25 protein-coding genes and 1 riboswitch are annotated in these 25,586 nt (G+C 62.8%); of the genes, 17 read left to right on the forward strand and 8 right to left on the reverse strand.

Going from position 1 to position 25,586, the window contains the following annotated elements:
* The first annotated feature begins 50 nt into the window (after positions 1-50).
* From ACM6IM_RS23230 to madM, 10 genes are all read left to right on the forward strand, one after another.
* Positions 51-1,172 carry an RHS repeat-associated core domain-containing protein gene (locus tag ACM6IM_RS23230; protein WP_414866413.1) on the forward strand — a complete coding sequence of 374 codons (1,122 nt, stop codon included), beginning with the start codon at positions 51-53 and terminating at the stop codon, positions 1,170-1,172.
* Positions 1,173-1,323: 151 nt separating this feature from the next.
* A complete protein-coding gene (gene mdcA / locus ACM6IM_RS23235) occupies positions 1,324-2,994 on the forward strand; it encodes a malonate decarboxylase subunit alpha (RefSeq protein WP_201191663.1) in 1,671 nt (556 codons plus the stop codon).
* Positions 2,994-3,869, forward strand: coding sequence for a triphosphoribosyl-dephospho-CoA synthase (locus ACM6IM_RS23240; RefSeq protein WP_414866414.1), 876 nt, complete (start codon positions 2,994-2,996; stop codon positions 3,867-3,869). The genes mdcA and ACM6IM_RS23240 overlap by 1 nt, the downstream gene beginning before the upstream one ends.
* Positions 3,869-4,168 (forward strand): malonate decarboxylase subunit delta, encoded by a 300-nt coding sequence (locus ACM6IM_RS23245; RefSeq protein WP_201191667.1) that lies wholly within the window; start codon positions 3,869-3,871, stop codon positions 4,166-4,168. Before ACM6IM_RS23240 ends, ACM6IM_RS23245 begins: the two co-directional genes overlap by 1 nt.
* Positions 4,161-5,012 (forward strand): biotin-independent malonate decarboxylase subunit beta, encoded by an 852-nt coding sequence (locus ACM6IM_RS23250; protein ID WP_192306784.1) that lies wholly within the window; start codon positions 4,161-4,163, stop codon positions 5,010-5,012. The genes ACM6IM_RS23245 and ACM6IM_RS23250 overlap by 8 nt, the downstream gene beginning before the upstream one ends.
* Positions 5,009-5,812: a biotin-independent malonate decarboxylase subunit gamma gene (gene mdcE, locus ACM6IM_RS23255; RefSeq protein WP_201191669.1), complete on the forward strand. Its 804-nt coding sequence runs from the start codon at positions 5,009-5,011 to the stop codon at positions 5,810-5,812. The genes ACM6IM_RS23250 and mdcE overlap by 4 nt, the downstream gene beginning before the upstream one ends.
* Positions 5,806-6,426 (forward strand): malonate decarboxylase holo-ACP synthase, encoded by a 621-nt coding sequence (locus tag ACM6IM_RS23260; RefSeq protein WP_414866415.1) that lies wholly within the window; start codon positions 5,806-5,808, stop codon positions 6,424-6,426. Before mdcE ends, ACM6IM_RS23260 begins: the two co-directional genes overlap by 7 nt.
* Complete coding sequence (gene mdcH / locus ACM6IM_RS23265) at positions 6,423-7,343, forward strand: malonate decarboxylase subunit epsilon (protein ID WP_414866416.1); 921 nt, start codon at positions 6,423-6,425, stop codon at positions 7,341-7,343. Before ACM6IM_RS23260 ends, mdcH begins: the two co-directional genes overlap by 4 nt.
* Positions 7,344-7,408: 65 nt before the next feature.
* On the forward strand, positions 7,409-7,825 hold the full coding sequence (gene madL, locus ACM6IM_RS23270; RefSeq protein WP_192306779.1) for a malonate transporter subunit MadL: 417 nt from the start codon (positions 7,409-7,411) through the stop codon (positions 7,823-7,825).
* A gap of 1 nt (position 7,826) precedes the next feature.
* Complete coding sequence (madM, locus tag ACM6IM_RS23275; protein WP_368555828.1) at positions 7,827-8,591, forward strand: malonate transporter subunit MadM; 765 nt, start codon at positions 7,827-7,829, stop codon at positions 8,589-8,591.
* A gap of 111 nt (positions 8,592-8,702) precedes the next feature.
* On the opposite strand, the gene ACM6IM_RS23280 is transcribed toward madM, so the two are convergent.
* Positions 8,703-9,617 (reverse strand): LysR substrate-binding domain-containing protein, encoded by a 915-nt coding sequence (locus tag ACM6IM_RS23280; protein WP_201191678.1) that lies wholly within the window; start codon positions 9,615-9,617, stop codon positions 8,703-8,705.
* A 132-nt stretch (positions 9,618-9,749) separates the two neighbouring features.
* Between ACM6IM_RS23280 and trhA the strand changes: the two genes are divergently transcribed.
* A complete protein-coding gene (gene trhA / locus ACM6IM_RS23285; protein WP_201191680.1) occupies positions 9,750-10,367 on the forward strand; it encodes a PAQR family membrane homeostasis protein TrhA in 618 nt (205 codons plus the stop codon).
* 112 nt (positions 10,368-10,479) lie between these two features.
* On the opposite strand, the gene ACM6IM_RS23290 is transcribed toward trhA, so the two are convergent.
* Positions 10,480-11,400 (reverse strand): LysR family transcriptional regulator, encoded by a 921-nt coding sequence (locus ACM6IM_RS23290; RefSeq protein WP_414866417.1) that lies wholly within the window; start codon positions 11,398-11,400, stop codon positions 10,480-10,482.
* 108 nt (positions 11,401-11,508) lie between these two features.
* Between ACM6IM_RS23290 and ACM6IM_RS23295 the strand changes: the two genes are divergently transcribed.
* Genes ACM6IM_RS23295 through ACM6IM_RS23305 form a run of 3 tightly spaced genes read left to right on the forward strand, consistent with a single transcriptional unit; the run spans position 11,509 to position 14,060 of the window.
* Positions 11,509-12,750, forward strand: a complete 1,242-nt coding sequence (locus tag ACM6IM_RS23295) for a D-amino acid dehydrogenase (protein WP_414866418.1) — start codon at positions 11,509-11,511, stop codon at positions 12,748-12,750.
* A 27-nt stretch (positions 12,751-12,777) separates the two neighbouring features.
* Positions 12,778-13,128 (forward strand): RidA family protein, encoded by a 351-nt coding sequence (locus ACM6IM_RS23300; RefSeq protein ID WP_192306773.1) that lies wholly within the window; start codon positions 12,778-12,780, stop codon positions 13,126-13,128.
* A gap of 29 nt (positions 13,129-13,157) precedes the next feature.
* Positions 13,158-14,060, forward strand: coding sequence for a transporter substrate-binding domain-containing protein (locus tag ACM6IM_RS23305; protein WP_192306772.1), 903 nt, complete (start codon positions 13,158-13,160; stop codon positions 14,058-14,060).
* 30 nt (positions 14,061-14,090) lie between these two features.
* Here the strand turns inward: ACM6IM_RS23305 and ACM6IM_RS23310 are convergent, their stop codons facing one another.
* Together ACM6IM_RS23310 and ACM6IM_RS23315 are read right to left on the reverse strand one after the other, a co-directional pair.
* The gene (locus tag ACM6IM_RS23310) at positions 14,091-14,810 is read right to left on the reverse strand and encodes a 16S rRNA (uracil(1498)-N(3))-methyltransferase (RefSeq protein WP_414866419.1); all 720 of its coding nucleotides are present in this window, start codon (positions 14,808-14,810) and stop codon (positions 14,091-14,093) included.
* A 129-nt stretch (positions 14,811-14,939) separates the two neighbouring features.
* Positions 14,940-16,346, reverse strand: a complete 1,407-nt coding sequence (locus tag ACM6IM_RS23315) for an adenosylmethionine--8-amino-7-oxononanoate transaminase (protein WP_414866420.1) — start codon at positions 16,344-16,346, stop codon at positions 14,940-14,942.
* A gap of 223 nt (positions 16,347-16,569) precedes the next feature.
* Here ACM6IM_RS23315 and ACM6IM_RS23320 point away from each other — a divergent pair, with 223 nt between their 5' ends.
* The 3 genes from ACM6IM_RS23320 (at position 16,570) to ACM6IM_RS23330 (ending at position 19,794) form a co-directional block, all read left to right on the forward strand.
* On the forward strand, positions 16,570-18,324 hold the full coding sequence (locus ACM6IM_RS23320; RefSeq protein WP_414866421.1) for a flavin monoamine oxidase family protein: 1,755 nt from the start codon (positions 16,570-16,572) through the stop codon (positions 18,322-18,324).
* A 308-nt stretch (positions 18,325-18,632) separates the two neighbouring features.
* Positions 18,633-19,184, forward strand: a complete 552-nt coding sequence (locus tag ACM6IM_RS23325; protein ID WP_414866422.1) for a cytochrome b — start codon at positions 18,633-18,635, stop codon at positions 19,182-19,184.
* Positions 19,185-19,215: 31 nt separating this feature from the next.
* Positions 19,216-19,794 carry a YceI family protein gene (locus ACM6IM_RS23330; protein ID WP_045121911.1) on the forward strand — a complete coding sequence of 193 codons (579 nt, stop codon included), beginning with the start codon at positions 19,216-19,218 and terminating at the stop codon, positions 19,792-19,794.
* 153 nt (positions 19,795-19,947) lie between these two features.
* Here the strand turns inward: ACM6IM_RS23330 and ACM6IM_RS23335 are convergent, their stop codons facing one another.
* The 4 genes from ACM6IM_RS23335 to ahcY all read right to left on the reverse strand — a co-directional run bounded on the left by ACM6IM_RS23335 (position 19,948) and on the right by ahcY (position 25,453).
* The gene (locus tag ACM6IM_RS23335; protein WP_414866423.1) at positions 19,948-21,819 is read right to left on the reverse strand and encodes a DEAD/DEAH box helicase; all 1,872 of its coding nucleotides are present in this window, start codon (positions 21,817-21,819) and stop codon (positions 19,948-19,950) included.
* Positions 21,820-22,041: 222 nt separating this feature from the next.
* The gene (locus ACM6IM_RS23340) at positions 22,042-22,845 is read right to left on the reverse strand and encodes a substrate-binding periplasmic protein (RefSeq protein ID WP_414866424.1); all 804 of its coding nucleotides are present in this window, start codon (positions 22,843-22,845) and stop codon (positions 22,042-22,044) included.
* A 193-nt stretch (positions 22,846-23,038) separates the two neighbouring features.
* Positions 23,039-23,884: a methylenetetrahydrofolate reductase [NAD(P)H] gene (gene metF, locus ACM6IM_RS23345; protein ID WP_201191695.1), complete on the reverse strand. Its 846-nt coding sequence runs from the start codon at positions 23,882-23,884 to the stop codon at positions 23,039-23,041.
* Positions 23,885-24,043: 159 nt separating this feature from the next.
* Positions 24,044-25,453 (reverse strand): adenosylhomocysteinase, encoded by a 1,410-nt coding sequence (gene ahcY, locus ACM6IM_RS23350; RefSeq protein ID WP_192306761.1) that lies wholly within the window; start codon positions 25,451-25,453, stop codon positions 24,044-24,046.
* Between the two features lie 22 nt (positions 25,454-25,475).
* A riboswitch (S-adenosyl-L-homocysteine riboswitch) is annotated at positions 25,476-25,574 on the reverse strand.
* Positions 25,575-25,586 lie beyond the last annotated feature (12 nt).

A 25,586-nucleotide genomic window follows, 5' to 3' on the forward strand; every position in this document is an offset into this window, starting at 1 on the left:
CGCCAGTTAAGTTTGGACGGCATGTATCAAGGCGCTCAAGGGGTTCGGACATGTCCACTCTTCAGGCCGGCGTTCTCTGCCGTTATCAATATGATCCGCTCGACCGGCTGATTGGCACCGCTACGCAGCAGTCTGCCACGCTTCAACGTTTTTACTGCATAGACCGCCTGGCCACGGAGATCGAGGGCTCCCTGCAAACGACTATCATGCAGCACGGCGATCAGGTGTTGGCACAGCAGCGACGGGCTGCCGATACCCGTGCAACTGACTTGTTAGCCACCGATCTTCAGCGAACAGTGATGTACGCCGTTAGCCACACGGCGCGGTCAGCGATGTGCTATTCACCCTATGGCCATCGTTTTTCTGAAACCTGCTCAGCGACTTTATTGGGTTTCAACGGCGAACGATTGGACGAAATTTCCAGGTGTTATTTATTGGGAAACGGACACAGGGCATACAGTCCGGTACTTGAGCGCTTCAATAGCCCGGACGGGCTGAGCCCGTTCGGGAAGGGCGGGTTGAATGTTTATGCTTATTGCTCAGGTGACCCGGTCAACAGGGGGGATCAATCAGGAAGGTTCTCTGCACCGTGGATTGCTCACGCGACATCCAGCTTCATAAAGTCACGGGCCAATTCACTCAAAGGCGTTCCATGGTATTCATGGGGTACCAATGATATTGACGTGGTCAAGCATGTCACGCGCAGTTCCAGTCCTTTTACTGTTTCTGATTACCAGGCAACTCGTGTATTTCAACCCAATACAGCAACGAAACGTTATTCTGCCGCGCATATTCAGCCTTCCGAATATCCATCTCCTCGGGGCGGACGGCCTAACGGAGGCTCATTGCTCGAAAATGCCGCCGACTCTATGGGTGGGAATGCGCTCATTGGATTGCGTAAGGGAGATAACCATTTGGGAGCCAAAGTTGATCGAAGTTACTATCGAAATGATCTGATGAGAGCAAACCAAGCGGCTACGGGTAAATTTCCGCCTCCGGAGGTTTCCAGAATCCCGTACTGGGGCGATTTGGAGCGTAGTAAAAATTTACTGCGCGCTGTGCATCTCGAGCTTCAGTTACGCTTGGCGCAGACAGATGTTCGACGAGGGCTTATTGCCATCGACTTGAAATATCGGAATGACATGAATCGTCTTTTGGGTCATAGGCAATAAGTACAATATCCGCCTATTACGTGTTGATAGATTACATTCCCGCCAAATATGACTCTTAACCTGAGCGTAACGATCCGCCGCTGTGCTTGATTGATGCCCCTGTTCAACCCTCCTAAGGTGACCCCCACGACAGCAAATCCGTGGAGTGGTCATGACAACAACACTAAACCCCGACTCACGATGGACGCGGCGGCGCAGCGAGAAGCAGCGACGTCTGGAGCTGGTCAAGGGCCTGGCTGACGGTGTGGTCCTGCCCACCGAGAACATTGTGGCGGCACTGGAGGCGTTGATCCTGCCGGGCGACCGTGTGGTGCTGGAGGGCAACAACCAGAAGCAGGCGGATTTCCTTTCGCGCTCCCTAGCCAAGGCCGATCCGGGCAAGCTTCACGACCTGCACATGATCATGCCCAGCGTCGGTCGCGCCGAGCACCTGGACCTGTTCGAGCGCGGCATTGCCCGCAAGCTCGACTTCTCCTTCGCCGGCACCCAGAGCCTGCGCATCAGCCAGCTGCTGGAGGACGGCCTGCTGGAAGTCGGGGCCATCCACACTTACATCGAGCTCTATGCGCGACTGGTGGTGGACCTGATTCCCAACGTCGTGCTCTCGGCCGGTTTCATGGCCGACCGCGCCGGCAACATCTACACCGGGCCCAGCACCGAAGACACCCCGGCGCTGATCGAACCGGCCGCGTTCAGCGACGGCATCGTCATCGTCCAGGTCAACCAGTTGGTGGACGACGTCAGCGACCTGCCTCGGGTCGACATTCCCGCCTCCTGGGTCGATTTCGTGGTGGTGGCCGACAAGCCGTTCTACATCGAGCCGCTGTTCACCCGCGACCCCCGGCACATCAAGCCTGTGCACGTGTTGATGGCGATGATGGCGATCCGTGGCATCTACGAAAAACACAACGTCCAGTCCCTGAACCACGGCATCGGTTTCAACACCGCCGCCATCGAGCTGATCCTGCCGACCTACGGCGAATCCCTCGGCCTCAAGGGCAAGATCTGCCGCAACTGGACGCTCAACCCGCACCCGACCCTGATCCCGGCCATCGAAAGCGGCTGGGTGGAAAGCGTGCATTGCTTCGGCACCGAGCTGGGCATGGAGCAGTACATTGCCGCACGGCCGGACGTGTTCTTCACCGGGCGCGATGGGTCCTTGCGTTCCAACCGGATGTTCAGCCAGCTGGCCGGGCAGTACGCGGTGGACCTGTTCATCGGCGCCACCCTGCAGGTCGATGGCGATGGCCATTCCTCCACTGTGACCCGTGGCCGCCTCGCCGGTTTCGGCGGTGCGCCGAACATGGGGCACGACCCACGCGGGCGGCGTCACGGCACGCCGGCGTGGCTCGACATGCGCCACGGCGATGCGGCCGAGCCGATGCTCGAACGCGGCAAGAAACTCGTGGTGCAGATGGTCGAGACGTTCCAGGAGGGCGGCAAACCGACCTTCGTCGAAACCCTCGACGCCGTGGAAGTGGCCAGGAAAAGCGGGATGCCCCTGGCACCGATCATGATCTACGGCGACGACGTCACTCACCTGCTGACCGAAGAAGGCATCGCCTACCTGTACAAGGCGCGCTCGCTGCAAGAGCGTCAGGCCATGATCGCCGCTGTTGCCGGCGTGACGGCCATCGGCCTGCGGCACAACCCGAAAGACACCGCGCGCCTGCGCCGCGAAGGGTTGATCGCCTTGCCCGAAGACCTCGGCATCCGCCGCACCGACGCCACCCGCGAACTGCTGGCGGCGAAGAGTGTGGCCGATCTGGTCGAGTGGTCCGGTGGTCTCTACAACCCGCCCGCCAAGTTCAGGAGCTGGTAATGCACGCCTTCAATCTGCAACCCAAACCTCTCACCCTGGCTGAACGGCTGGCGGACCTGGCGGTGGACGCGTTGATCGACGAAGCCGACCTGTCGCCGAAACCGGCGCTGGTGGACCGTCGCGGCAATGGCGCACACACCGATTTGCACCTGGGCTTGATGCACGCTTCGGCGTTGTCGTTGTGGCCGGCGTTCAAGGAAATGGCCGAGGCCGCCATCGAGCTGGGTGAAATCGCCTTGCCGCTGCGCGAAGCCATCGGGCGGATCGGCCGGGAAGGGGAGCACGCCATGCTCGCCACGACCGGCGGGGTGAACACCCACCGCGGGGGCATCTGGGCCTTGGGGCTGTTGGTCAGCGCCGCCGCCCTGGCGCCGCAATCCTGCATGGCCAGCTCGATCACCTTGCGCGCTGCGCGCCTGGCATTGCTCGACGATCGCTACGCGCCACGCCCCTTGAGCCATGGCGCGCAGGTGGCCCAGCGCTACGGCGCGCACGGTGCCCGTGAAGAAGCCCAGCTCGGCTTCCCCGCCGTGATGCAACGGGCGTTGCCGCAACTTCAGCGCAGCCGCGCCGCCGGTCATGGCGAACAGAACGCCCGACTCGATGCGTTGCTGGCGATCATGACGCGCCTGGCCGACACCTGCGTGCTTTATCGCGCCGGTGAAACCGGCCTGCACACCATGCAACAGGGCGCCCAGGCCGTGCTCGACGCGGGCGGCAGCGCCAGCCTCGTCGGTCGCCGGCGCCTGCATGAACTGGACGAACAATTAATCGCCTTGAATGCCTCGCCCGGCGGTGCAGCGGACTTGCTCGCTGCCTGCCTGTTCATCGACCGTATCGGCTCGGCTGACGGCATCCACCAGGGAGCGTTTTGATGGAAACCTTGACTTTTGCATTTCCCGCCGGGCAGCCGCCGCGCGGACGGACCCTGGTCGGCTGTGTCGGCTCCGGCGATCTGGAAGTGCTGATCGAACCGGGGCAACCCGGCACGCTGAGCATCACCGTACAGACGTCGGTCAACGGCAGCGAACAACGCTGGCAGCATCTGTTTGCGCGGATGTTCGACGGCCAGACACCACCGGCCATGACCATCGACATCCACGACTTCGGCGCGACGCCGGGGGTGGTTCGCTTACGCCTGGAACAAGGCTTCGAGGAGATTGGCCATGACTGATAACGCCGCACTCCTGCACAAGCGCAGTTTTATCGAACTGGGTGCGCGGCAGCGGGCGAAAGCCTTGCTCGATGCCGGCACCTTCCGTGAATTGCTCGACCCGTTTCAACGCATCATGTCGCCATGGCTGGCGCGCCAGGGCGTGGTGCCGCAAGCGGATGACGGCGTGGTGATCGCCAAGGGCAGCATTGGTGGTCTGCCAGTGGTGCTGGCGGCCATCGAAGGCGCGTTCCAGGGCGGCAGCCTCGGAGAAGTCGGCGGGGCGAAGATTGCCGGCGCCCTGGAGCTGGCGGCCGAAGACAACCGCAATGGCATTCCCACGCGCGCCGTGTTGCTGCTGGAAACCGGCGGCGTGCGCCTGCAGGAAGCCAACCTCGGGCTGGCGGCGATTGCCGACATCCATGCGGCGATTGTCGACCTGCGCCAGTACCAACCGGTGGTCGGGGTGGTGGCGGGCAGTGTGGGCTGCTTTGGCGGGATGTCGATTGCCGCCGGGTTGTGCAGCTACCTGCTGGTGACCCAGGAGGCCCGGCTGGGCTTGAACGGTCCGCAAGTGATCGAACAGGAAGCCGGGCTGGCGGAGTACGACTCCCGCGACCGGCCGTTCATCTGGAGCCTGACCGGTGGCGAACAGCGGTTCGCCAGTGGCCTGGTAGATCGGTATGTCGCCGACGACGTGGCGCAGATTCAGCAGCAAGTCAGCGAGTTGCTGCACCAGGGCCTGCCGGAACAGCCCCGCAGCCGTCAGGCCGATCTGTTTCTGCAACGGCTGGCCCGCCTGGACGCCGAGCCGCAAATCGAGCCGGCAACGGTTCGCCACCTGTACCAAGGAGAGCGCCCATGAGTTCGTATTCCCTGAGGGGTTTGCACTGGTTTAACGCCCTGAGTGCAGGGGCGAACACCGTTGAAGGCTTGCCAGCGTCGTTGAAAGTCGCCGATGGCGTATTGGGCGGGCAGGCGGTGCGCTTCATTGCGGTGGTGGCCGATCCCGACAACCGTTTTGTCCGGGCACGCAACGGCGAAGTCGGCTTGCTCGAAGGCTGGGGACTGGCCAAGGCGGTGGATGACGTCATCGTCGCCGATGCGCAGAAAGCGCAAAAGCGCCCCTTGATCGCCATCGTCGACGTACCGAGCCAGGCCTATGGCCGACGCGAAGAAGCGCTCGGCATTCACCAGGCCCTGGCCGGCGCGGCGGACAGCTACGCCCGCGCCCGGCTGGCCGGCCACGCGGTCATTGCGCTGCTGGTGGGCAAGGCGATGTCGGGAGCGTTTCTGGCCCACGGTTATCAGGCCAACCGCTTGATCGCGTTGCGCGATCCGGGGGTGATGGTGCATGCAATGGGCAAGGCTTCGGCGGCGCGGGTGACCCTGCGCAGCGTCGAAGAACTCGAGGCGCTGGCCGCCAGCGTGCCGCCGATGGCCTATGACATCGACAGCTATGCCGGCCTGGGTTTGCTGTGGGAAACCCTGTCGGTGGAGCGGATCGAACAACCGACCGCAGCCGACCTGACGCGGGTCACTGAGTGCCTGAGCCAGGCCATCGGCGATGTGGCCGCCAACGGCCGCGATTTGAGCAGCCGCCTGGGTGCCGGCAATCGCGCGGCGTCGAGCCAGGTTCGCCAACTGCTGAGAGCGCAGTGGTGAGCACTTTTCTGGCCCACGACCTGCTCTGGGGCATGTCCCCCGGGCAGTTGCCGTCGGACGCGCCGGGCTGGGCGGTCGAGTCGCTGCGCGCCGGTCAGCCGGTGGTGGTCCGGCGTGCACTGAGTGCGCCGGGCCAGGTCGCGGTCGGCGTGCGTGGGCGCCTGCGCGAACAGCGTTACGCGACACTGATGGCGGTCGAGTCGGTCCAGCGTTGCGTGAGCCCGGAAGCCCTGTGTCATGTCTCGACGGACCGCGACTTGCCGGCCCTGCGTGCGCTCGATCAGTTGCGTCCGGTATTGGATGAGTGCGGTTGGACCTGGGGTGTCAGCGGCAGCGCCGGCTTCGAGTTGGCCAGCGGTATTCGGGCCTTGCACGAGGGCAGCGATCTCGACCTGATCCTGCGCACGCCACAACCGATGGAGCGCTCCCGGGCCCAGGCCTGGGTGAAGATTCTGGACTCGGCGGTATGCCCGGTCGACATGCAATTGCAAACGCCGTTTGGCGCGGTTGCCCTGCGTGAGTGGGCCGGTGCGGCACACCGGGTGTTACTGAAAAATGCCAGCGCAGCCTGTCTGGTCGCGGATCCGTGGCAGCCGCAGGAGCAGGTGGCATGAGCAGCCTGCTGGTGTTTCCCGGCCAGGGCGCGCAGCAGCCGGGCATGCTTCATCGCTTGCCGGCGCCAACGTTGATCGAGGCCAGTGACGTCTTGGGCGAGGACGTCCTGCGGCTGGATGCGGCCGACGCGTTGAAGTCGACACGGGCCGTTCAGCTGTGCCTGCTGATCGCGGGGGTGGCCGCCGCACGTCAGCTGGCGATGGCGCCGGACTACGTTGCGGGCCTGTCCATCGGCGCCTACCCGGCGGCGGTGGTGGCGGGCGCATTGAGTTTTAGCGATGCATTGCAGCTGGTCAGCCTGCGCGGTGAGCTGATGCAACAGGCCTATCCGCAGGGCTATGGCATGACGGCAATCATCGGCCTGGACCTGGCGACGGTGGAAGCGTTGCTGGCGCAGGTGCACAGCACCGATTCACCGGTTTACCTGGCCAACATCAACGCCGATAACCAGGTGGTGATCGCCGGGAGCGATGAGGCGATGAACGCCGTGGCCGGGCTGGCGAAGGCGCGTCGCGGGGCGTGCACCTGTGTGATCAAGCGTCTCGCGGTCAGCGTGCCCTCCCACTGCCCGCTGCTGGAGGCACCGGCGAAAGCCCTGGCGCAAGCGTTCGCCAGGGTGACACTGAACACCCCGGTTTTGGGTTACCTGAGCGGCAGCCGTGCACGGCCCGTGGTCAAGCCCGACGCCTTGCGCGACGACCTCGCGTTCAACATGTGCCGCGTGGTGGATTGGCGCGGCACGGTGCAAAGCGCCTACGAGCGGGGCGTACGTCTACAGATCGAACTGCCGCCCGGTGCGGTGTTGACCGGGCTGGCGCGCCGGGTGTTCGAGCAGGGCACCGTGATGGCTTTCGACGGTGCGCGGCTGGATACCTTGCAGGCGCTGTTGCGAGAGGAGGGAAGCCACCAACTTTAAATCACCGACTCAGGCCTTCGAACAACAAAAACAACATTCGACGATGCACTTTGAGGACAACAACAATGATTATTTACGGTGTGGCGCTGTTGGCGATCTGTACGCTGGCAGGGGTGATCATGGGCGACATGCTGGGCGTGTTGCTGGGTGTGAAATCCAACGTGGGCGGGGTCGGGATCGCGATGATCCTGCTGATCTGCGCGCGGTTGTGGATGCACAGGCGCGGCGGCATGACCAAGGAATGCGACATGGGCGTCGGCTTCTGGGGCGCGATGTACATTCCGGTCGTGGTGGCGATGGCGGCGCAACAAAATGTCGTGACGGCCCTGCATGGCGGTCCGGTGGCGGTGCTGGCGGCGATCGGCTCGGTGGTGCTCTGCGGTTGCACCATTGCCTTGATCAGCCGGACCCACAAGGGCGATCCCTTGCCCGATGAGCCGCAAGATCTGTCTCCCGCTGGCACGCCGGTAGGAGGTCGCTGATATGTGGGATCTCATCGAGAAAGGTCTGGAGCATAACGGTCTGATCACGGCGTTCGCCTTTGTGGGCGTGATCATGTGGGTATCGGTGATTCTGTCGAAACGCCTGACGTTCGGGCGTATCCATGGCTCGGCGATTGCCATTGTCATCGGGCTGGTCCTGGCCTGGGTCGGCGGCACCATGACCGGCGGGCAAAAGGGCCTGGCGGACCTGACGCTGTTTTCCGGCATCGGGTTGATGGGCGGTGCGATGCTGCGCGATTTCGCCATCGTCGCCACCGCGTTCGAGGTGCAGGCGACCGAGGCGAAAAAGGCCGGTCTGATCGGGGTGATCGCGCTGCTGCTGGGAACGGTGTTGCCGTTCATTGTCGGGGCCTGCATGGCCTGGGCGTTCGGCTACCGCGACGCGGTGAGCATGACCACCATCGGCGCGGGCGCGGTGACGTACATCGTCGGGCCGGTGACGGGCGCCGCGATCGGTGCGAGTTCGGATGTGATGGCGTTGTCGATTGCCACCGGCTTGATCAAGGCGATTCTGGTGATGGTCGGCACGCCGGTGGCGGCGCGCTGGATGGGCCTGGACAACCCGCGCTCGGCCATGGTGTTCGGTGGGCTCGCCGGAACGGTCAGCGGTGTCACGGCAGGGCTGGCGGCGACGGACCGGCGATTGGTGCCTTATGGCGCGCTGACGGCGACGTTCCATACCGGGCTGGGCTGCCTGATGGGGCCTTCGGTGTTGTACTTCATTGTTCGCGGGATTGTGGGATAACCCCTTGCACCGTCATTGACAGGGCCGGCGCCATCGCCGGCAAGCCGGTCTCGCTCCCACCCTGGATTTCCTTGTGGGAGCGAGCCTGCTCGCGACAGGGACGACTCGCTCTCAAGCCTGCCGATTGGCGTACATCCGGCACTCCGCCAACAATGCCAGCAGGTTCGGATCGCGCTCCTTGGCCTTGAGAAACACCACACCGATGTGCTGCTGCAGCCGATACTTTTCCTGCAACGGGATCAGCTTCACCCGGTTCTCGTACACCGCCGCAATCCGCCCCGGCAGCAGCGCATAACCCACCCCCGAACTGACCATGCTGAGCAAGGTGAAGATGTCGTTGACCTGCATCGCCACCTTCGGCTCGAACCCGGCCTGGCTGAACACGCGGTTCCCGTCCTGGTGCGTGGCGAAGCCCTGGGTCAGGGTGATGAAGGTTTCGTCGCGCACTTCGGCCAGGTCGACCTCGGTGCGCTGGGCGAACCGCGAATCTGCCGGGGTCGCCAGGAAAATGTCATCGGAAAACAGCGGGATATGTTCGCAATCCGGGTCATTCACGCTGTCGTCCAGCGACACCAGGATCGCATCGACTTCCATGTTCTTGAGCTTGTACAGCAGGTCGAAATTCGAGCCCAGGATCAGGTCGATGTTGAGTTCGCTGCGGCGGATTTTCAGGCCCATGATCAGCTGCGGCACCGTCTTCACCGTCAGTGAGTACAGCGACCCCAGCTTGAAGCGCTCGGCGGAGAAACCGGCGGCTTCGCGGGTCAGGCGCACGCTTTCGACCACGTCCTGGATCAGCTTCTGCGCCCGTTCTTCCAGCACATAGGCGCTTTCCAGCGGCGTCAGGTTGCGGCCTTCGTGCTTGAACAGCGGACAGCGCAAGGCGCTTTCCAGGGAGTGGATGGCGCGGTGCACGCTGACGTTGCTGGTCTGCAACTCGGCGGCGGCCCGAGCCAGGTTGCCGGTACGCATGAAGGCCAGGAACACCTCGAGTTTTTTCAGGGTCAACTCTTCGTCGATCAGCATGGGCCGGACTCTTATTGGAATGAGCTGATTGTGCCCAATTATTGTTGTCGATGTCGTTTGGAAACATTGCGCTTTTACGCTCGAAGCCTGAGCCTTGCGCAATGCTGTATTGGTTTTGGAGGTGAGCGACGCATGTATCACGGGGAAAAACTGAACGCCTGGACGCATCTGGTCGGGGCAGTGGCGGCGACGGTCGGGATGGTGTGGATGCTGGTGATCGCGGCCATGGACGGCAGCCCGTGGAAGATTGTCAGCGTGGCGATCTACGGTTTCACCTTGATGGCGCTCTACAGTGCGTCGACGGTGTATCACAGCGTGCGCGGGCGCAAGAAAGCGATCATGCAGAAGGTCGATCACTTTTCGATCTATCTGTTGATTGCCGGCAGCTACACGCCGTTTTGCCTGGTCACCCTGCGGGGGCCGTGGGGCTGGACGTTGTTCGGCATTGTCTGGGGCCTGGCGCTGATTGGCATCCTGCAGGAAATCAAGCCGCGTTCGGACGCGCGAATCCTGTCGATCGTGATCTACGCGGTGATGGGCTGGATCGTGCTGATAGCGGTCAATCCGTTGCTCTCGGCGTTGGGCACGACCGGGTTTGCCTGGCTGGCGTCGGGCGGGATCCTGTACACCGTGGGGATTATCTTCTTTGCCCTGGATCATCGCCTGCGGCATGCCCACGGAATCTGGCATCTGTTCGTGATTGCCGGGAGTTTGCTGCACTTCGTGGCGATTCTGGTCTACGTACTATGAACAAAAACTGTGGGAGCGGGCTTGCTCGCGATTGCTGTATTTCAATCACAAACGATATCGACTGAAATAACGCCATCGCGAGCAAGCCCGCTCCCACAGGGGGGGCGGTTGCTCAGGGAAGTGAGGCAGGAACCAACCGATCCAGTTGCTCCTGCGCTCGCCGCCCGAAGATCTGCAACAGGTCATTCAATGTATGCGGCAACGGCTCTGTCGCGCGTGTCACAGCGTACAGGGTGATCGGCAGCGGCGGTGCCAGCGGGCGGATGGCCGTCGTGGCACACGCGGCGCCCAGGGCAGTGAACGGGTCGATCACCGCCAGTCCGGCCCCGGATTCCACCATCGCCCGGGCCAGCGAATAGGTCTGCACGGCAATGCGCACCCGGGGTGGCGGCTCGACCGCCTCCAGGTAGCTGTCCAGTCGGGCGGCCAGTGGATCGGCGCTGGACAAGCCAATCAACGGCGCGCCCGCCAACGCCATCAACGGCAACGCCTGGCCGACGTCTTCCTCTGGCCAGAAACCCTTCGGCGCCAACGCCACCAGCACCCCGCTCGCCAGGGCTTGCGACTTCAGTCCAGGGTGATCCGGAGGCTGCAAGGTCAGGGCGACATCCACTTCGCGCATCAGCAGGTTCTGCACCAGTTCGCGGCTGTGGGCACTGGACAGTTCGCAGGCGATATCCGGGTAACGCCCGGTCCACTCGTGAATGGCCGGGGGCAGCAATGACAGGGCCAGGGCCGGGGTGGCGCCGATCCTCAGACTGTGGCCGGGGTGGCGGCGCAGGCTCTGGGCCAGGCGTCGCACGCCTTGCAGGCTTTCGCTGACCTTGTCGACTTCACGCTCCAGTTCCAGGGCCTCGGGCGTGACCTGCAACTTGCCGCGCACCCGCAGGAACAGTGGGAAACCCAGTTGCTGCTCGGCATGCTGCAGCACTTTGGTCACCGCCGGTTGCGAGACGTGCAGCAACTGCGCGGCGGCGCTGATCGAGCCGGTCTGGCGGATGGCCTGGAAAATCTCGATGTGACGAAGGCGCATGGCAGTCCATAACCTTTGTTTATGGGATGGGTATCTTTATTCATTGTTCGCCGCCTGTCACTCGGCTCTAACCTCGTCCGGGTCTTCATAACGGTTTCAAGGACAGGCATGGCTCAGCGTGTATGCATCATCGGCGGTGGCGTGATTGGCCTGGCAACGGCTTATGCGCTGGTGCGCGATGGCTTTGACGTGACGGTGGTCGAGGCGCGGGACTCACTGGGCAGCCAGACCAGTTTCGCCAACGGCGGCCAGCTTTCCTATCGCTACGTCGCACCGCTGGCCGACGCCGGCGTGCCGTTGCAGGCGATCGGCTGGATGCTGCGCGGCGACTCGCCGTTGAAGCTGCGCCCGCGCTTCGACCCGGCCCAATGGCGCTGGATGGTGTCGTTCCTCGCCGCGTGCCGCCGTTCGGTCAACCGGGAAAACGCCGCGCACCTGTTGCGCCTGGCGCTGTTCAGCCAGGGCACACTCAAGCGCTGGCGCGAGGATGACGGGCTGGTCGGCTTTCATTGGCGGCGCAACGGCAAATTGGTGACGTTCCGCAACGCGGGCAGCTTCGAGCACGCGCGCCACGGCCTGGCCGATCCGCAACAGCAGCAGGTGCTGTCGGCGAGCGAGTGTGCGGCGCTGGAACCGGCGCTGGCCGACGGACCGTTCGTGGGGGCGATTTACACCCCGGACGAAGAGGTGGGGGACTGCCACGCCTTCTGCCAGTCGCTGGCCGCAAGGCTGAACGCCTCCGGGCGTTGCGAGTGGCGACTGGGGCAGGCGGTGACCGGGATTCGCCATGCCAATGGCAGCGTCCATGCCATCGAGCTGGGGGAGCAGGTGCTGGCCGTCGATCAACTGGTGATTGCCGCAGGCCACCGCAGTCCGCTGCTGCATCTTCCCGGCCTGCAATTGCCGCTTTACCCGCTCAAGGGCTACAGCCTCACCGTACCGATTGACGCCGGCCACCGGGCGCCGGACGTGAGCATCACCGACTATGACCGCAAGATCGTCTACGCCCGGATCGGCGAACAATTGCGAGTGGCGGCGATGGTCGACATCGTCGGCTTCGACCCGTCCGTAGACCCCAGGCGCCTGGCCCTGATCAAGCGCCAGGCCCGCGACACCTTTCCCCAGGCCGGTGACTACGACAACGCCGTGGAGTGGGCCGGCATGCGTCCGGCGACGCCCAGCGGCGTACCGTTGCTGGGGCCAACGGCGTATCGCAACCTGTGGCTCAACCTTGGCCACGGTGCGTTGGGTTTCACGCTCGCGTGCGGAAGCGGGCGATTGCTCAGCGAGCTGATCGGCCAGCGTCAACCTTCCATCGACTTGCACGGTTTCAACCACCGTGCCGCCTGAATGCCTGTCCAACAAGGAGTCTGCGTCATGACGATTCAACGCCTGCACACAAACCCGCGCCTGTCCGCTGCCGTGACCTTCGGCGACCTGGTGTTTCTGTCCGGCCAGGTGCCGGGCGAGGCCACGGATGCCAGCGGCCAGACCCGTGAAGTACTGGCCAGGATCGACGCACTGCTGGCTGAAGCCGGCAGCGACAAGGATCATTTGCTCAGCGCCACCATTTACCTGAAAAACATCACCGAGGATTTTGCCGCGATGAACGAAGTGTGGTCGGCCTGGCTGTCGCCGGGGCACGCGCCCAGCCGGACCACGGTGCAGGCGCAACTGGCCCGACCGCAGGTGCTCGTGGAAATCACCGTCATCGCCGCTCGCTTGTGAAACACCCTCACCCACAACGGAGAATAACAATGCAAAAAATCACGTTGCTCGGCTGCACCCTCGGACTGTTGCTCGGCAGCCAGGTCCAGGCCAACGAAGCGCCGCTGACCGGTACATTGGGCAAGATCGCCAGTGCCCGCAGCATCACCCTGGGCTATCGCGATGCGTCGGTGCCGTTCTCCTACGTGGGTGATCACACAGGCAAGCCCATGGGGTATTCGGTGGACCTGGCGAGCAAGGTTGTCGAGCGCATCCAGCAGCAGCTGGCGCTGCCGGACCTCAAGGTCAAATACAACCTGGTGACCTCGCAAACCCGTATTCCGCTGGTGCAGAACGGCACCGTGGACCTGGAATGCGGCTCTACCGGGGTGACCGCCGAGCGCCAGAAGCAGGTGGCATTTTCCTACGGTTTCATTTACGTCAAAGGCCAGTTGCTGACCGCCAGGGACAGCGGCATCCAGGGCTTCGACGACCTGCGTGGCAAAAACGTGGTGACCACCGCCGGCACCACCAACGAACGCTTCCTGAAAAGCTACAACGTCGACAACAAGGCCGACATGTTCGTGATCAGCGCCAAGGACCACGGCGAAGCCTTCCAGATGCTGCAGTCGGGCCGTGCCGCGGCGTTCTACATGGATGACGCGCTGCTCTACGGCGAGCGCGCCAAGGCCCACGATCCGCACAAGTGGGTGGTGGTCGGCAAGGAACAGTCGCGGGAGATCTACAGCTGCATGGTGCGCAAGGACGATCCGCAGTTCCTGGCGCTGGTCAACGGGGTGCTTGGCGAGCTGTACAGCTCAGGTGAAATCAACGGCATCTATCAGCGCTGGTTCGAACAGCCGATTCCGCCGAAGGGCCTGAACCTCGAGTTCCCGATGACCAGCGAGCTCAAGGCGATCATTGCCCGGCCGGTGAGTGATCCGGTGCAGTAAATACCTTCCGGGACCGCCAGCGAGGGCGGCCTAGAAATCGCCCCAAAGCTGCTGGGCGACCGACAGCGCCACCACCGGCGCTGTCTCGGTCCGCAAGACCCGCGGACCGAGGCGGGCGGCATGGAAACCACTGGCATTGGCCTGTGCCACTTCCGCATCCGACAACCCGCCCTCCGGCCCGATCAGGAATGCCAGCGTCGCCGGTTTGGCGTGACTCACCAGCGGCTCGGCCACCGGGTGCAGCACCAGCTTGAGGTCCGCTTCGGTCTGCTTCAGCCAATCGGCCAGCAGCACCGGCGGATGAATCACCGGCACCCTTGAGCGGCCACACTGTTCACAGGCGCTGATCGCCACCTGGCGCCAGTGCAGCAGGCGCTTGTCGGCGCGTTCATCCTTGAGGCGAACTTCACAACGCTCGCTGAAAATCGGGGTGATCTCACTCGCGCCCAGTTCGGTGGCTTTCTGAATGGCCCAGTCCATACGCTCGCCACGGGACAGGCCCTGGCCGAGATGGATCTGCAACGGCGACTCGACCTGGCCGGCGAAGCGTTCATCGATCTGCACCACGACGCGCTTCTTGCCGACGTCCACCAGCGTGGCCCGGAATTCGTCACCCGAACCGTCGAACAACTGCAACGCATCGCCCTCGGCCATGCGCAGAACGCGGCTGATGTAATGCGCCTGGGCCTCGGGCAGCTCGTGCTCGCCGGTGCTCAGGGGGGCGTCGATAAAGAAGCGGGACAGTCTCATTTCGGGTCTCTGCAAAGGTGTGAATCATTTGAATCGGCGTTGACTGCAATCGCGAGCGGGGGCCGTGGCAGACCTGAACCCTGTGGGCGCGAGCCTGCTCGCGATGGGGCAGGCCCGAACACCGGACCATCAGCCCGGGTCACGGAAACCCGGATGAAAGTCCTTCGGCACCGCCACGCTGACACTGTCGCGGGTGGCGATGTCGATCCCTTCGCTGGCCACTTCGGCCAGGAAATCGATCTGCTCCGGGGTGATCACGTACGGCGGCAGGAAATACACCACGCTGCCCAACGGCCTGAGCAGGGCTCCGCGCTCCAGCGCGTGCTGGAACACCTTCATGCCACGGCGCTCCTGCCAGGGATAAGCTTCCCGGGTCGCCTTGTCCTTGACCATCTCGATCGCCAGGACCATGCCGGTCTGGCGAATCTCCGAGACGTTCGCATGGTCGGCCAGGTGCGCGGTGGACGAGGCCATGCGCCGGGCCAGCGCCTTGTTGTTTTCGATGACGTTGTCTTCTTCGAAGATATCCAGCGTCGCCAGCGCCGCCGCACAGGCCAGCGGATTGCCGGTGTAGCTGTGGGAGTGCAGGAAGGCGCGCAGGGTCGGGTAATCATCGTAGAACGCGCTGTAGACCTCATCGGTGGTCAGGCATGCCGCCAGCGGCAGGTAACCCCCGGTCAGGGCCTTGGACAGGCACAGGAAGTCCGGGCGGATGCCGGCCTGTTCGCAGGCGAACATCGTGCCGGTGCGGCCGAAGCCGACGGCGATTTCGTCATGGATCAGGTGCACCCCGTAACGGTCGCAGGCTTCACGCAGCAATTTGAGGTACACCGGGTGATACATGCGCATGCCACCGGCGCCCTGGATCAAGGGTTCGACGATCACCGCCGCGACGCTGGCATGGTGCTCGGCGAGGGTCTGTTCCATGGCGGCGAACAGGTTGCGCGAATGTTCTTCCCAGCCCATGCCCTCCGGACGCAGGTAGCAGTCCGGGCTCGGCACCTTGATCGTGTCCATCAGCAGGGCTTTGTAGGTTTCGGTGAACAGCGGCACATCGCCCACCGCCATCGCCGCCATGGTCTCGCCGTGGTAGCTGTTGGTCAGGGTGACGAAGCGCTTCTTGTCCGGCTGGCCACGGTTGAGCCAGTAGTGAAAGCTCATTTTCAGCGCAACTTCGATGCAGGACGAACCGTTATCGGCGTAGAACACCCGGTTCAGGCCTTGCGGGGTCATGTTCACCAGGCGCTCGGACAGCTCGATCACCGGTTGATGGCTGAAACCGGCAAGGATCACGTGTTCCAGCTGATCGACCTGATCCTTGATCCGCTGGTTGATGCGCGGGTTGGCGTGGCCAAACACGTTGACCCACCAGGAGCTGACGGCATCGAGGTAGCGCTTGCCTTCGAAATCCTCGAGCCACACGCCTTCGCCGCGCTTGATCGGGATCAGCGGCAGCTGTTCGTGGTCTTTCATCTGGGTGCAGGGATGCCACAGCACCGCGAGATCGCGTTGCATCCACTGATTGTTCAGGCCCATGTTCGGTCTCCTCGAGGCAATCCGCGACATGCGCGGACATACAATCGCGCAAGCCTATGCAATGCGTCGCACAGGAACAACCCATTGTGTCGATTGAGCTACTTTGTATGGGGCGATAGACGTCGCTGGCGGCCCAATGATGGCTGACGTATTCTTCGCGACTCTTTGAGTCGTCTGGCTCGTGAAGCTGCCTTTTCCTACGTGTATTTCCGGAGTTCGCTGAATGTCTGCTGGTTGGCTGCGCGCCTGTGCGCTGGTGATGTTGGGGCTGTTCAGCGTGTCAGCGCTGGCCAAGGATAAAACCGCAATCGTGATCGGCGGCGGGCTTTCCGGCCTGACGGCGGCGTATGAACTGCAGAACAAGGGCTGGCAGGTCACCCTGCTGGAAGCCAAGCCGAGCCTGGGCGGTCGTTCCGGCATGGCCACCAGCGAATGGATCGGCAACGACAAGACCCAGCCGGTGCTGAACAAATACGTGTCCACCTTCAAGCTCAGCACCACGCCGGCTCCCGAGTTCGTGCGCACGCCCGGCTACCTGATCGACGGCGTGTATTACACCGCCGCCGACCTCACCACCAAGGAGCCGGCGACCGCCGAGGCGTTGAAACGCTACGAAAAGACCCTGGATGACCTGGCGCGCTCCATCGAAGACCCGCTGAACCCGGCCGCCAACAACACCCTGCATGCCCTGGACCAGATCAACGTGTCCAACTGGCTCGATCGCCTGAACCTGCCGGCCACGGCCCGTCAGTTGGTGAACCAGCAGATTCGCTCCCGTTATGACGAACCTTCGCGCCTGTCGCTGCTGTATTTCGCGCAGCAGAACCGCGTCTACCGTGGCGTCTCCGACCGTGACCTGCGCGCTTCGCGCCTGGTCGGTGGCAGCCCGGTGCTGGCCCAGGCTTTCGTCAAACAGCTGAAAGTCATCAAGACCAGCTCGCCGGTATCGGCGATCAGCCAGGACAAGGACGGTGTGACGGTCAAGGTCGGCAGCGTCGGTTATCAGGCTGACTACGTGGTCCTGGCCGTGCCATTGCGCGCACTGAACAAGATCCAGATGACACCGGCGCTGGATGCCCAGCACCTGGCGGCGATCAAGGGCACCAACTACGGCTGGCGCGACCAGATCATGCTCAAGTTCAAGACGCCGGTGTGGGAAAGCAAGGCGCGCATGTCCGGCGAAATCTACAGCAACACCGGGCTCGGCATGTTGTGGGTCGAGCCGGCACTCAAGGGCGGCGCCAATGTGGTGATCAACCTGTCCGGCGACAACGCACGCGTCATGCAGGCGTTCGGCGACAAGCAGATGGCCGATCAGGTGCTGATCCGTCTGCACGCGTTTTATCCACAGGCGCGGGGTTCGTTCACCGGTTATGAAATCCGTCGCTACAGCACCGACCCGTCGATGGGGGGCGCCTACCTGGCCTTCGGTCCGGGCCAGATCAGCAAGTTCTGGCGCCTGTGGGAGCGTCCGGTTCAGCGCGTAGCCTTTGCGGGCGAACACACCGACACCCTGTACCCGGGCACCCTGGAAGGTGCGCTGCGCACTGGTCAGCGGGCGGCCAGTCAGGTGGAAGACCTGGCTGCCGGCAAGTCGTTCGAACCGGCGAAAGTGGTCCCGGCAGCGACCGCTGCAGCGGCTGGCGCAGTGGCGGCGAAGAAGGGCAACTTCTTCAGCAACCTGTTTGGCGGCTCCGATGACGACAAGAAACCGGAACCGGTGAAGGCGCCAGAGCCTGCCCCGGCGCCAGCTCCCGTCCCGGCGCCTGCGCCTGCGCCAACACCGGCCCCTGCACCGGTGGAAGCGGCGAAACCTGCCGCACCGGTGAAAGCCGAGCCGGCGAAGAAAGCCCCGGCCAAGGCCCCGGTGAAAAAACCGGCGGCCAAGACCGAGGCGAAAAAGGCCCCGGCCAAGGCGCCGGCAAAAAAGGCCGAGCCGGTCAAGAAGCCAGTGGCCACTGAGACCAAGGCGCAGTAAGGCCTTGCGATGAACGAAAAGCGCGGCTCTGATGCCGCGCTTTTTTATTGCCCGTCAGACCGATTCGCGAGCAGGTTCGCGCCCCACAGTATTCCCGGTGGGCGCGCGACTGGCTTACCGGCGATGGAGACGGCACAAATTCCCAGCCTGCCACTAACATCCAGCCACAAATTCGCCTTTAATCTTTCCTTAACGCGTCTATTTCAGACTCTTGATCGTATTTCTCGATATTTCAAAGCAAAATTTTCCGCTTTAATTCGATAGATAACTCGATAGTCTTGGTTCGCAGTTCTCACAGGATTTGGGCAATGCAGCTACGTAACTCTTCTTCACGCTATGGTTGGATCAGCATCTTCATGCATTGGGGCGTGGCGCTGGCGGTCTTCGGGCTGTTCGCACTCGGCCTGTGGATGGTGGGGCTGGACTACTACAGCACCTGGCGCAAAGACGCGCCGGACCTGCACAAGAGCATCGGACTGGTGCTGTTGGGTGTGATGCTGCTGCGGGTGCTGTGGCGCTTTGTCAGCCCACCGCCACCGACGCTGCAAAGCTACAGCCGGATGACCCGCATTGGCGCCAAATTCGGCCATGGGTTTCTCTACTTCGTTCTGTTCGCTGTGATGATTGCCGGTTACCTGATTTCCACCGCAGACGGTGTCGGTATCCCGGTGTTTGGCCTGTTTGAAGTGCCTGCATTGATCTCCGGACTACCGGATCAGGCAGATACCGCTGGGGTGATTCACCTGTACCTGGCGTGGGCGCTGGTAATTTTCTCCGGTCTCCATGCGTTGGCAGCATTGAAGCACCACTTTATCGATCGTGATGCGACCCTGACGCGAATGCTCGGTCGCAAAGCCTGAAATTCAACCTCGACTCAAAGGAAAAGAAAGCATGTTGAAAAAGACTCTGGCCGCTCTGGCAATCGGTTCTGCCGTACTGTCCGCCAACGTAATGGCCGCTGACTACGTCGTCGACAAGGAAGGCCAGCACGCCTTCGTCGACTTCAAGATCAGCCACCTGGGCTACAGCTTCATCACCGGTACCTTCAAGGACATCGACGGCAAGTTCAGCTTCGACGCTGCCAAGCCTGAAGACAGCAAGATCGAGTTCAACGTCAACACCGCCAGTGTGTTCACCAACCACGCCGAGCGTGACAAGCACATCGCCAGCGCTGACTTCCTGAACGCGAGCAAATTCGCCAAGGCAACGTTTGTCTCCACCAGCGTCAAGTCCACCGGTGCCAACACCGCTGACGTGACCGGCGACCTGACCATCCTGGGCGTGACCAAGCCGGTGGTGGTCAAGGCGACCTTCCTGGGTGAAGGCAAGGATCCATGGGGCGGCTACCGTGCCGGCTTCGAAGGCACCACCACCATCAAGCGTTCCGATTTCGGCAAGCAGAAAGACCTGGGGCCGAAGTCCGATGCGGTCGAGCTGTACGTATCGTTTGAAGGTGTGAAAGCGAAGTAATTTTCGCCCGCCACACACAGACGCCCGCCCTCTCACGAGGGCGGGCGTTTTTTTTGGCCAGGTATCAGGGCTCGCGCCTACATGGGGTTTTCGTGAGGCATGAAAAATGCCCCGGCTCTTGCGAACCGGGGCATTTTTTGTCGCCGTGAAAACTCAGCGGTTGCGGGTCAGCAACGCCGGTTTTTCACCGCGAGGGCGCACGGGCAATTGATCAAGCTGTTCAGGTGTCGGGAAACGATCGGATTTCGACTCCTTGTGAATGATCTTCGGCGCCGGGCTGCGGGTGTTCTGCACGGCCGGTTCCGAGCGCGGCTGATCGTCACGGGCCGGACGGCGGTTGCGACCTTCTTCACGGCGGGCCTGGCCGTCACGGGGCGCGCCATTGCGCGGGCCATTGCGCTTGCCGGACGAGGAGCCGTTGGCGCCGTCGCCGCGTGGACCGCCTTGACGGCCCTGTGGCTTGCCGCCGTTGCGTGGAGCACCTGCGGCACCTGGAGCCGTGCCCTGTGCCGGAGCACCCGGACGGCGGCCTCGGCCCGGGGCCGGTTTGCTCTGAGGCACGTAGTCGACTCGGTTACCGAAGTTGTCGACATCGTCGTCCAGGAACTCGTCCGGGGCACGATCAGGTGCCGGGCGTGGGGCTGCCGCGCGCTGTTGCTCGCGAGCCGGTGTGCCTTCGCGTGGCTTCTGTTCGCGTGCCGGGCGCTCGCCACGACCGCTGGCGGCCGATTTTTCCTTGCCCTTGTCCTTGCCCTTGTCTTTACGACCGCCGCCACCGCCGCTGCCGTTCGGGCCGTCGCCGCGCGGGCCACGTGGGTTGCGCGGGTTACGCACATCCGGACGCTCGCGCACTTCAGGTTTCTCGGCTTCCACGGCACTGGAGTCGAAGCCCATCAGGTCGCCGTCGGCGATTTTCTGCTTGGTCATGCGCTCGATGCTTTTCAGCAGCTTCTCTTCGTCCGGGGCCACCAGCGAGATCGCCTCGCCCGAACGACCGGCACGGCCGGTACGGCCGATACGGTGTACGTAATCTTCGTCGACGTTCGGCAATTCGAAGTTGACCACGTGGGGCAACTGGTCGATGTCCAGGCCGCGCGCGGCGATGTCGGTGGCGACCAGAATACGCACGGAACCGGCCTTGAAGTCAGCCAGGGCCTTGGTGCGCGCGTTCTGGCTCTTGTTGCCGTGGATCGCGACGGCGCTCAGGCCATGCTTGTCCAGGTACTCGGCCAGGCGGTTGGCGCCGTGCTTGGTGCGCGTGAACACCAGCACCTGTTCCCAGGCGCCGGCGGTGATCAGGTGCGCCAGCAGCGAACGCTTGTGGTTCGCCGGCAGGCGGAACACCCGCTGCTCGATACGTTCGACCGTGGTGTTCGGCGGCGTGACCTCGATGCGCTCGGGGTTGTGCAGCAGCTTGCCGGCGAGGTCGGTGATGTCCTTGGAGAAGGTCGCCGAGAACAGCAGGTTCTGCCGTTTGGCCGGCAGGCGGGCCAGGACCTTCTTCACGTCATGGACAAAGCCCATGTCGAGCATGCGGTCGGCTTCGTCCAGCACGAGAATTTCCACGTGGGACAAGTCGACGCTGCCCTGGCCGGCGAGGTCGAGCAGGCGACCGGGGCAGGCGACCAACACGTCGACACCGCGGGCCATGGCCTGAACCTGCGGGTTCATGCCGACGCCGCCGAAGATGCAGGCACTGACGAATTTCAGGTCACGGGCGTAGACCTTGAAGCTCTCGTGAACCTGGGCCGCGAGTTCGCGGGTCGGGGTCAGGACCAGCACGCGCGGTTGGCGCGGGCCGTGACGCTGGGATTTGTCCGGGTGACCGTTGGGGAACAACCGCTCCAGAATCGGAAGGGCGAAGCCGCCGGTTTTACCAGTACCTGTCTGTGCCGCAACCATCAGGTCGCGACCTTGCAACACGGCGGGGATGGCCCGCTGTTGCACCGGAGTAGGCTCGGTATAGCCCGCGTCTTCGATAGCGCGGACCAAAGCCTCGGAGAGACCGAGGGAAGCAAAGGACATGAGTAATCCTGTTTTAGTTAGGGCTTGGCCCAATGGGAGTCTTGCCTGGCGCGAATGACGTTCAAGAGAAACGCAATCCCGTCCGGTCCTGCTGGGCCTTGGAAGCACGTCGGGTGCGCTCGCGCGGGCTATAAAGCTGCGCAGTAGCGGTTCGAGATGCCTTGAAAAAGTCCGAGCGTCCGGGCGTGAGCCTGGCGGGAACGCCGGAGTATAACAGAGCAATCACTGCGCGCCGCTTTCCTGCTGCTCAACGGTTTTTTCCCGGGCGACGGCAGTCGTGCCGGTTTTCGGCGCGGCACCGTAGCGGGCGCTCAGCTCGGCGTAGGCGGGCTCGCGCTTGAAACGCTTGAGTTCGGCACCGAAGCGTTGAACCAGCAGGTCCATGCCGGCATTGCGGCGCACTGCCAGAAACTGGCTCTGCTGGCTGATGACCGTCGGATTTTCGCTGATCTTGTCGCGAATATTCAATTCGTCGAGCAAATGCTGGCCCACGCGACGGTCGGTGATCAGCAGGTCGATCCGTCCGCGCACCAGCTTGCCGAAGTTGGCCTCATGGGTGGGCGCAGGCTCGCGGATGAACAGGGGCGACTCCCTGAAGTCGGGGCTGTAAAGATAGCCCGGCGAGGTGCCGATGGTCAGGCCCTTGAGGTCTTCGAGGGTGCGAAACGGATGAGGACGCTCGTTGGCGTAGAACATCACGAACTCGACTTCCGAAAGGGGTTCGCTGGGGTAGAGCAGGGTGGCATCACGCTCGTCGCTGTGAAAAATGTCCAGCGCGCCATCCGCCTGGCCGGTTTCGAGCATCGACAGGCAGCGTTTCCAGGGCAGGAACTGCCACTCGACTTCGATCCCCAGGCGTTTGAAAACAATGGCCGTGGTTTCATAGTCCAGGCCCAGCGCCTTGCCGTTTTCTTCGTAGACGTAAGGCGCCCAGGGCTCCGTGACAATGCGCAATTTCTCGCCCCGGGCGGCGAAGCTCAGGCAAGTGAAAAGCAGTACGGTGAGTAGCTGGGTGATCAGAGGCATGGCTTGAGATTACGACGAGAAAGCGTAAACCGCCAGAAACCCGCTTCCGAAGCTCTGGCTCCGTGCATTGCTGCACAAAAAACAGGCGAAAAACGCAAAAAAATCGCCGTCCCTGGCCGTGTCTGCTACTGCGCGTGAACGCCTGCGGGCACTGCCGGAAACGGCGATTTTTCGAGCTTGCCTGGCGGCTCGCTTAACGTGGCAGCTTCAGGTTGTTCCACACCGCCAGGCTCGCTTCGGCCTGGTTCAGGGTATAGAAGTGCAGCCCCGGCGCGCCACCTTGCAGCAGGCGTTCGCACATCTCGGTGATGACCTGCTCGCCAAAGCCCTGAATGCTGCGGGTGTCGTCGCCGTAGGCTTCCAGTTGCTTGCGGATCCAGCGCGGGATTTCCGCCCCGCAGGCATCGGAGAAACGCGCCAGCTTGCTGTAGTTGGTGATCGGCATGATCCCCGGCACGATCGGGATGTTCACGCCCATCGCCCGCACACGCTCGACGAAGTAGAAATAGCTGTCGGCGTTGAAGAAGTACTGGGTGATCGCACTGTCGGCGCCGGCGTTGGCCTTGCGTACGAAGTTGAGGAGATCGTCTTCGAAATTGCGCGCCTGCGGATGCATTTCCGGGTAGGCGGCGACTTCGATGTGAAAGTGATCGGCGGTTTCTTCACGAATGAATTCAACCAGGTCATTGGCGTGGCGCAGCTCGCCGCTGGCCATGCCCATGCCCGAAGGCAGGTCGCCGCGCAGGGCAACGATGCGCTTGATGCCGGCAGACTTGTATTGCGCCAGCAGGCTGCGCAGGTCGTCCTTGCTGTCGCCCACGCATGACAGGTGCGGTGCGGCCGGGACTTTGACTTCGCTTTCGAGTTGCAACACGGTGTTGAGGGTTCGATCACGGGTCGAACCGCCGGCGCCATAGGTGCAGGAGAAGAAATCGGGGTTGTAGGTAGCCAGCTGACGAGCAGTGGCGAGCAGCTTTTCATGCCCAGCATCGGTCTTCGTCGGGAAGAACTCGAAACTGTAGCGACGATCTTGGGACATGGTCATATCCTTGGATACACAGGAGTTTGCGAGACAACACAGTCCAATGTGGGAGCGAGCCTGCTCGCGATAGCGGTCTGACAGTCATCGTCGAGATGTTTGTACGGCCATCATCGCGAGTAGGCTCGCTCCCACAGGGAAGGCGAAAATCAGCGCCTGTTAGTAGCGGTAAGCGTGCGGCTTGAACGGACCTTCGACGGCCACACCGATGTAGTCGGCCTGGGTCTTGGTCAGTTGAGTCACGACGCCGCCGAAACCGCGGACCATTTCCAGGGCCACTTCTTCGTCGAGTTTCTTCGGCAGTACTTCAACGGTCAGGCGCTCGGCTTTCTGGGCTGGCGACAGGTCGGCGTACTTCTGGCCGAACAGGAAGATCTGCGCCAGTACCTGGTTGGCGAACGAACCGTCCATGATGCGGCTTGGGTGACCGGTGGCGTTACCCAGGTTCACCAGACGGCCTTCGGCCAGCAGGATCAGGTAGTCGTCGTTCTGGGCATCGAAGCTGCCGGCACCGGTGCGGTGGATCTTGTGCACCTGTGGCTTCACTTCTTCCCATGCCCAGTTCTTGCGCATGAAAGCGGTGTCGATTTCGTTGTCGAAGTGACCGATGTTGCAGACGACAGCGCGCTTCTTCAGGGCCTTGAGCATGTTTGCATCGCAAACATTGACGTTACCGGTGGTGGTCACGATCAGGTCGATCTTGCCCAGCAGGGCCTTGTCGATGCTGGCTTCGGTGCCGTCGTTGATACCGTCGATGAACGGCGATACCAGTTCGAAACCGTCCATGCAGGCTTGCATGGCGCAGATCGGGTCGACTTCGGAGACCTTGACGATCATGCCTTCCTGACGCAGGGACTGCGCCGAGCCCTTGCCCACGTCACCGTAACCGATGACCAGCGCTTGCTTGCCGGACAGCAGGTGGTCGGTGCCGCGCTTGATCGCATCGTTCAGGCTGTGACGGCAGCCGTACTTGTTGTCGTTCTTGCTCTTGGTCACCGAGTCGTTGACGTTGATGGCCGGGATCTTCAGTTCGCCCTTGGCCAGCATGTCCAGCAGGCGGTGAACGCCCGTGGTGGTTTCTTCGGTCACGCCGTGGACGCGATCCAGTACTTGCGGGTACTTCTTGTGCAGCAGCTCGGTCAGGTCGCCGCCGTCGTCGAGGATCATGTTGGCGTCCCAAGGCGCGCCATCCTTGAGGATGGTCTGCTCCAGGCACCACTCGTACTCTTCTTCAGTCTCGCCTTTCCAGGCGAAGACCGGAATGCCGGCCGCGGCGATGGAGGCGGCAGCCTGGTCCTGAGTCGAGAAAATGTTGCAGGACGACCAGCGTACTTCGGCACCCAGGGCAACCAGGGTTTCGATCAGCACGGCAGTCTGAATGGTCATGTGGATGCAGCCGAGGATCTTCGCGCCCTTGAGCGGTTGCTCTTCGGAGTACTTGCGGCGCAGACCCATCAGGGCAGGCATTTCCGATTCGGCGATGATGGTTTCGCGACGGCCCCAGGCGGCGAGGGACATGTCGGCGACTTTATAGTCGGTAAAACCTGCAGGCGTGATTACAGCGCTCATGAGAGCCTCCATTCGTAATGTATGCGAATGGGCGCCGTTGTGCGTTTAGTGTCGGGCATTGGCCTGACAACGCCCCATCCGAGCCTGACAGGTCGAACCTGCTGCAGCGCCCCTCGGACAGGTGGCGGGAAAA

Source organism: Pseudomonas sp. IT-P12 (assembly GCF_949767465.1).
GTDB lineage: Bacteria > Pseudomonadota > Gammaproteobacteria > Pseudomonadales > Pseudomonadaceae > Aquipseudomonas.

Bases quoted from the DNA above. Each gene is read 5' to 3' on its own strand.
- ACM6IM_RS23230 (WP_414866413.1), top strand. From the start codon at position 51: ATGTCCACTCTTCAGGCCGGCGTTCTCTGCCGTTATCAATATGATCCG.
- mdcA (WP_201191663.1), top strand. From the start codon at position 1,324: ATGACAACAACACTAAACCCCGACTCACGATGGACGCGGCGGCGCAGC.
- ACM6IM_RS23240 (WP_414866414.1), top strand. From the start codon at position 2,994: ATGCACGCCTTCAATCTGCAACCCAAACCTCTCACCCTGGCTGAACGG.
- ACM6IM_RS23245 (WP_201191667.1), top strand. From the start codon at position 3,869: ATGGAAACCTTGACTTTTGCATTTCCCGCCGGGCAGCCGCCGCGCGGA.
- ACM6IM_RS23250 (WP_192306784.1), top strand. From the start codon at position 4,161: ATGACTGATAACGCCGCACTCCTGCACAAGCGCAGTTTTATCGAACTG.
- mdcE (WP_201191669.1), top strand. From the start codon at position 5,009: ATGAGTTCGTATTCCCTGAGGGGTTTGCACTGGTTTAACGCCCTGAGT.
- mdcH (WP_414866416.1), top strand. From the start codon at position 6,423: ATGAGCAGCCTGCTGGTGTTTCCCGGCCAGGGCGCGCAGCAGCCGGGC.
- madL (WP_192306779.1), top strand. From the start codon at position 7,409: ATGATTATTTACGGTGTGGCGCTGTTGGCGATCTGTACGCTGGCAGGG.
- madM (WP_368555828.1), top strand. From the start codon at position 7,827: ATGTGGGATCTCATCGAGAAAGGTCTGGAGCATAACGGTCTGATCACG.
- ACM6IM_RS23280 (WP_201191678.1), bottom strand. From the start codon at position 9,617: ATGCTGATCGACGAAGAGTTGACCCTGAAAAAACTCGAGGTGTTCCTG.
- trhA (WP_201191680.1), top strand. From the start codon at position 9,750: ATGTATCACGGGGAAAAACTGAACGCCTGGACGCATCTGGTCGGGGCA.
- ACM6IM_RS23290 (WP_414866417.1), bottom strand. From the start codon at position 11,400: ATGCGCCTTCGTCACATCGAGATTTTCCAGGCCATCCGCCAGACCGGC.
- ACM6IM_RS23295 (WP_414866418.1), top strand. From the start codon at position 11,509: ATGGCTCAGCGTGTATGCATCATCGGCGGTGGCGTGATTGGCCTGGCA.
- ACM6IM_RS23300 (WP_192306773.1), top strand. From the start codon at position 12,778: ATGACGATTCAACGCCTGCACACAAACCCGCGCCTGTCCGCTGCCGTG.
- ACM6IM_RS23305 (WP_192306772.1), top strand. From the start codon at position 13,158: ATGCAAAAAATCACGTTGCTCGGCTGCACCCTCGGACTGTTGCTCGGC.
- ACM6IM_RS23310 (WP_414866419.1), bottom strand. From the start codon at position 14,810: ATGAGACTGTCCCGCTTCTTTATCGACGCCCCCCTGAGCACCGGCGAG.
- ACM6IM_RS23315 (WP_414866420.1), bottom strand. From the start codon at position 16,346: ATGGGCCTGAACAATCAGTGGATGCAACGCGATCTCGCGGTGCTGTGG.
- ACM6IM_RS23320 (WP_414866421.1), top strand. From the start codon at position 16,570: ATGTCTGCTGGTTGGCTGCGCGCCTGTGCGCTGGTGATGTTGGGGCTG.
- ACM6IM_RS23325 (WP_414866422.1), top strand. From the start codon at position 18,633: ATGCAGCTACGTAACTCTTCTTCACGCTATGGTTGGATCAGCATCTTC.
- ACM6IM_RS23330 (WP_045121911.1), top strand. From the start codon at position 19,216: ATGTTGAAAAAGACTCTGGCCGCTCTGGCAATCGGTTCTGCCGTACTG.
- ACM6IM_RS23335 (WP_414866423.1), bottom strand. From the start codon at position 21,819: ATGTCCTTTGCTTCCCTCGGTCTCTCCGAGGCTTTGGTCCGCGCTATC.
- ACM6IM_RS23340 (WP_414866424.1), bottom strand. From the start codon at position 22,845: ATGCCTCTGATCACCCAGCTACTCACCGTACTGCTTTTCACTTGCCTG.
- metF (WP_201191695.1), bottom strand. From the start codon at position 23,884: ATGTCCCAAGATCGTCGCTACAGTTTCGAGTTCTTCCCGACGAAGACC.
- ahcY (WP_192306761.1), bottom strand. From the start codon at position 25,453: ATGAGCGCTGTAATCACGCCTGCAGGTTTTACCGACTATAAAGTCGCC.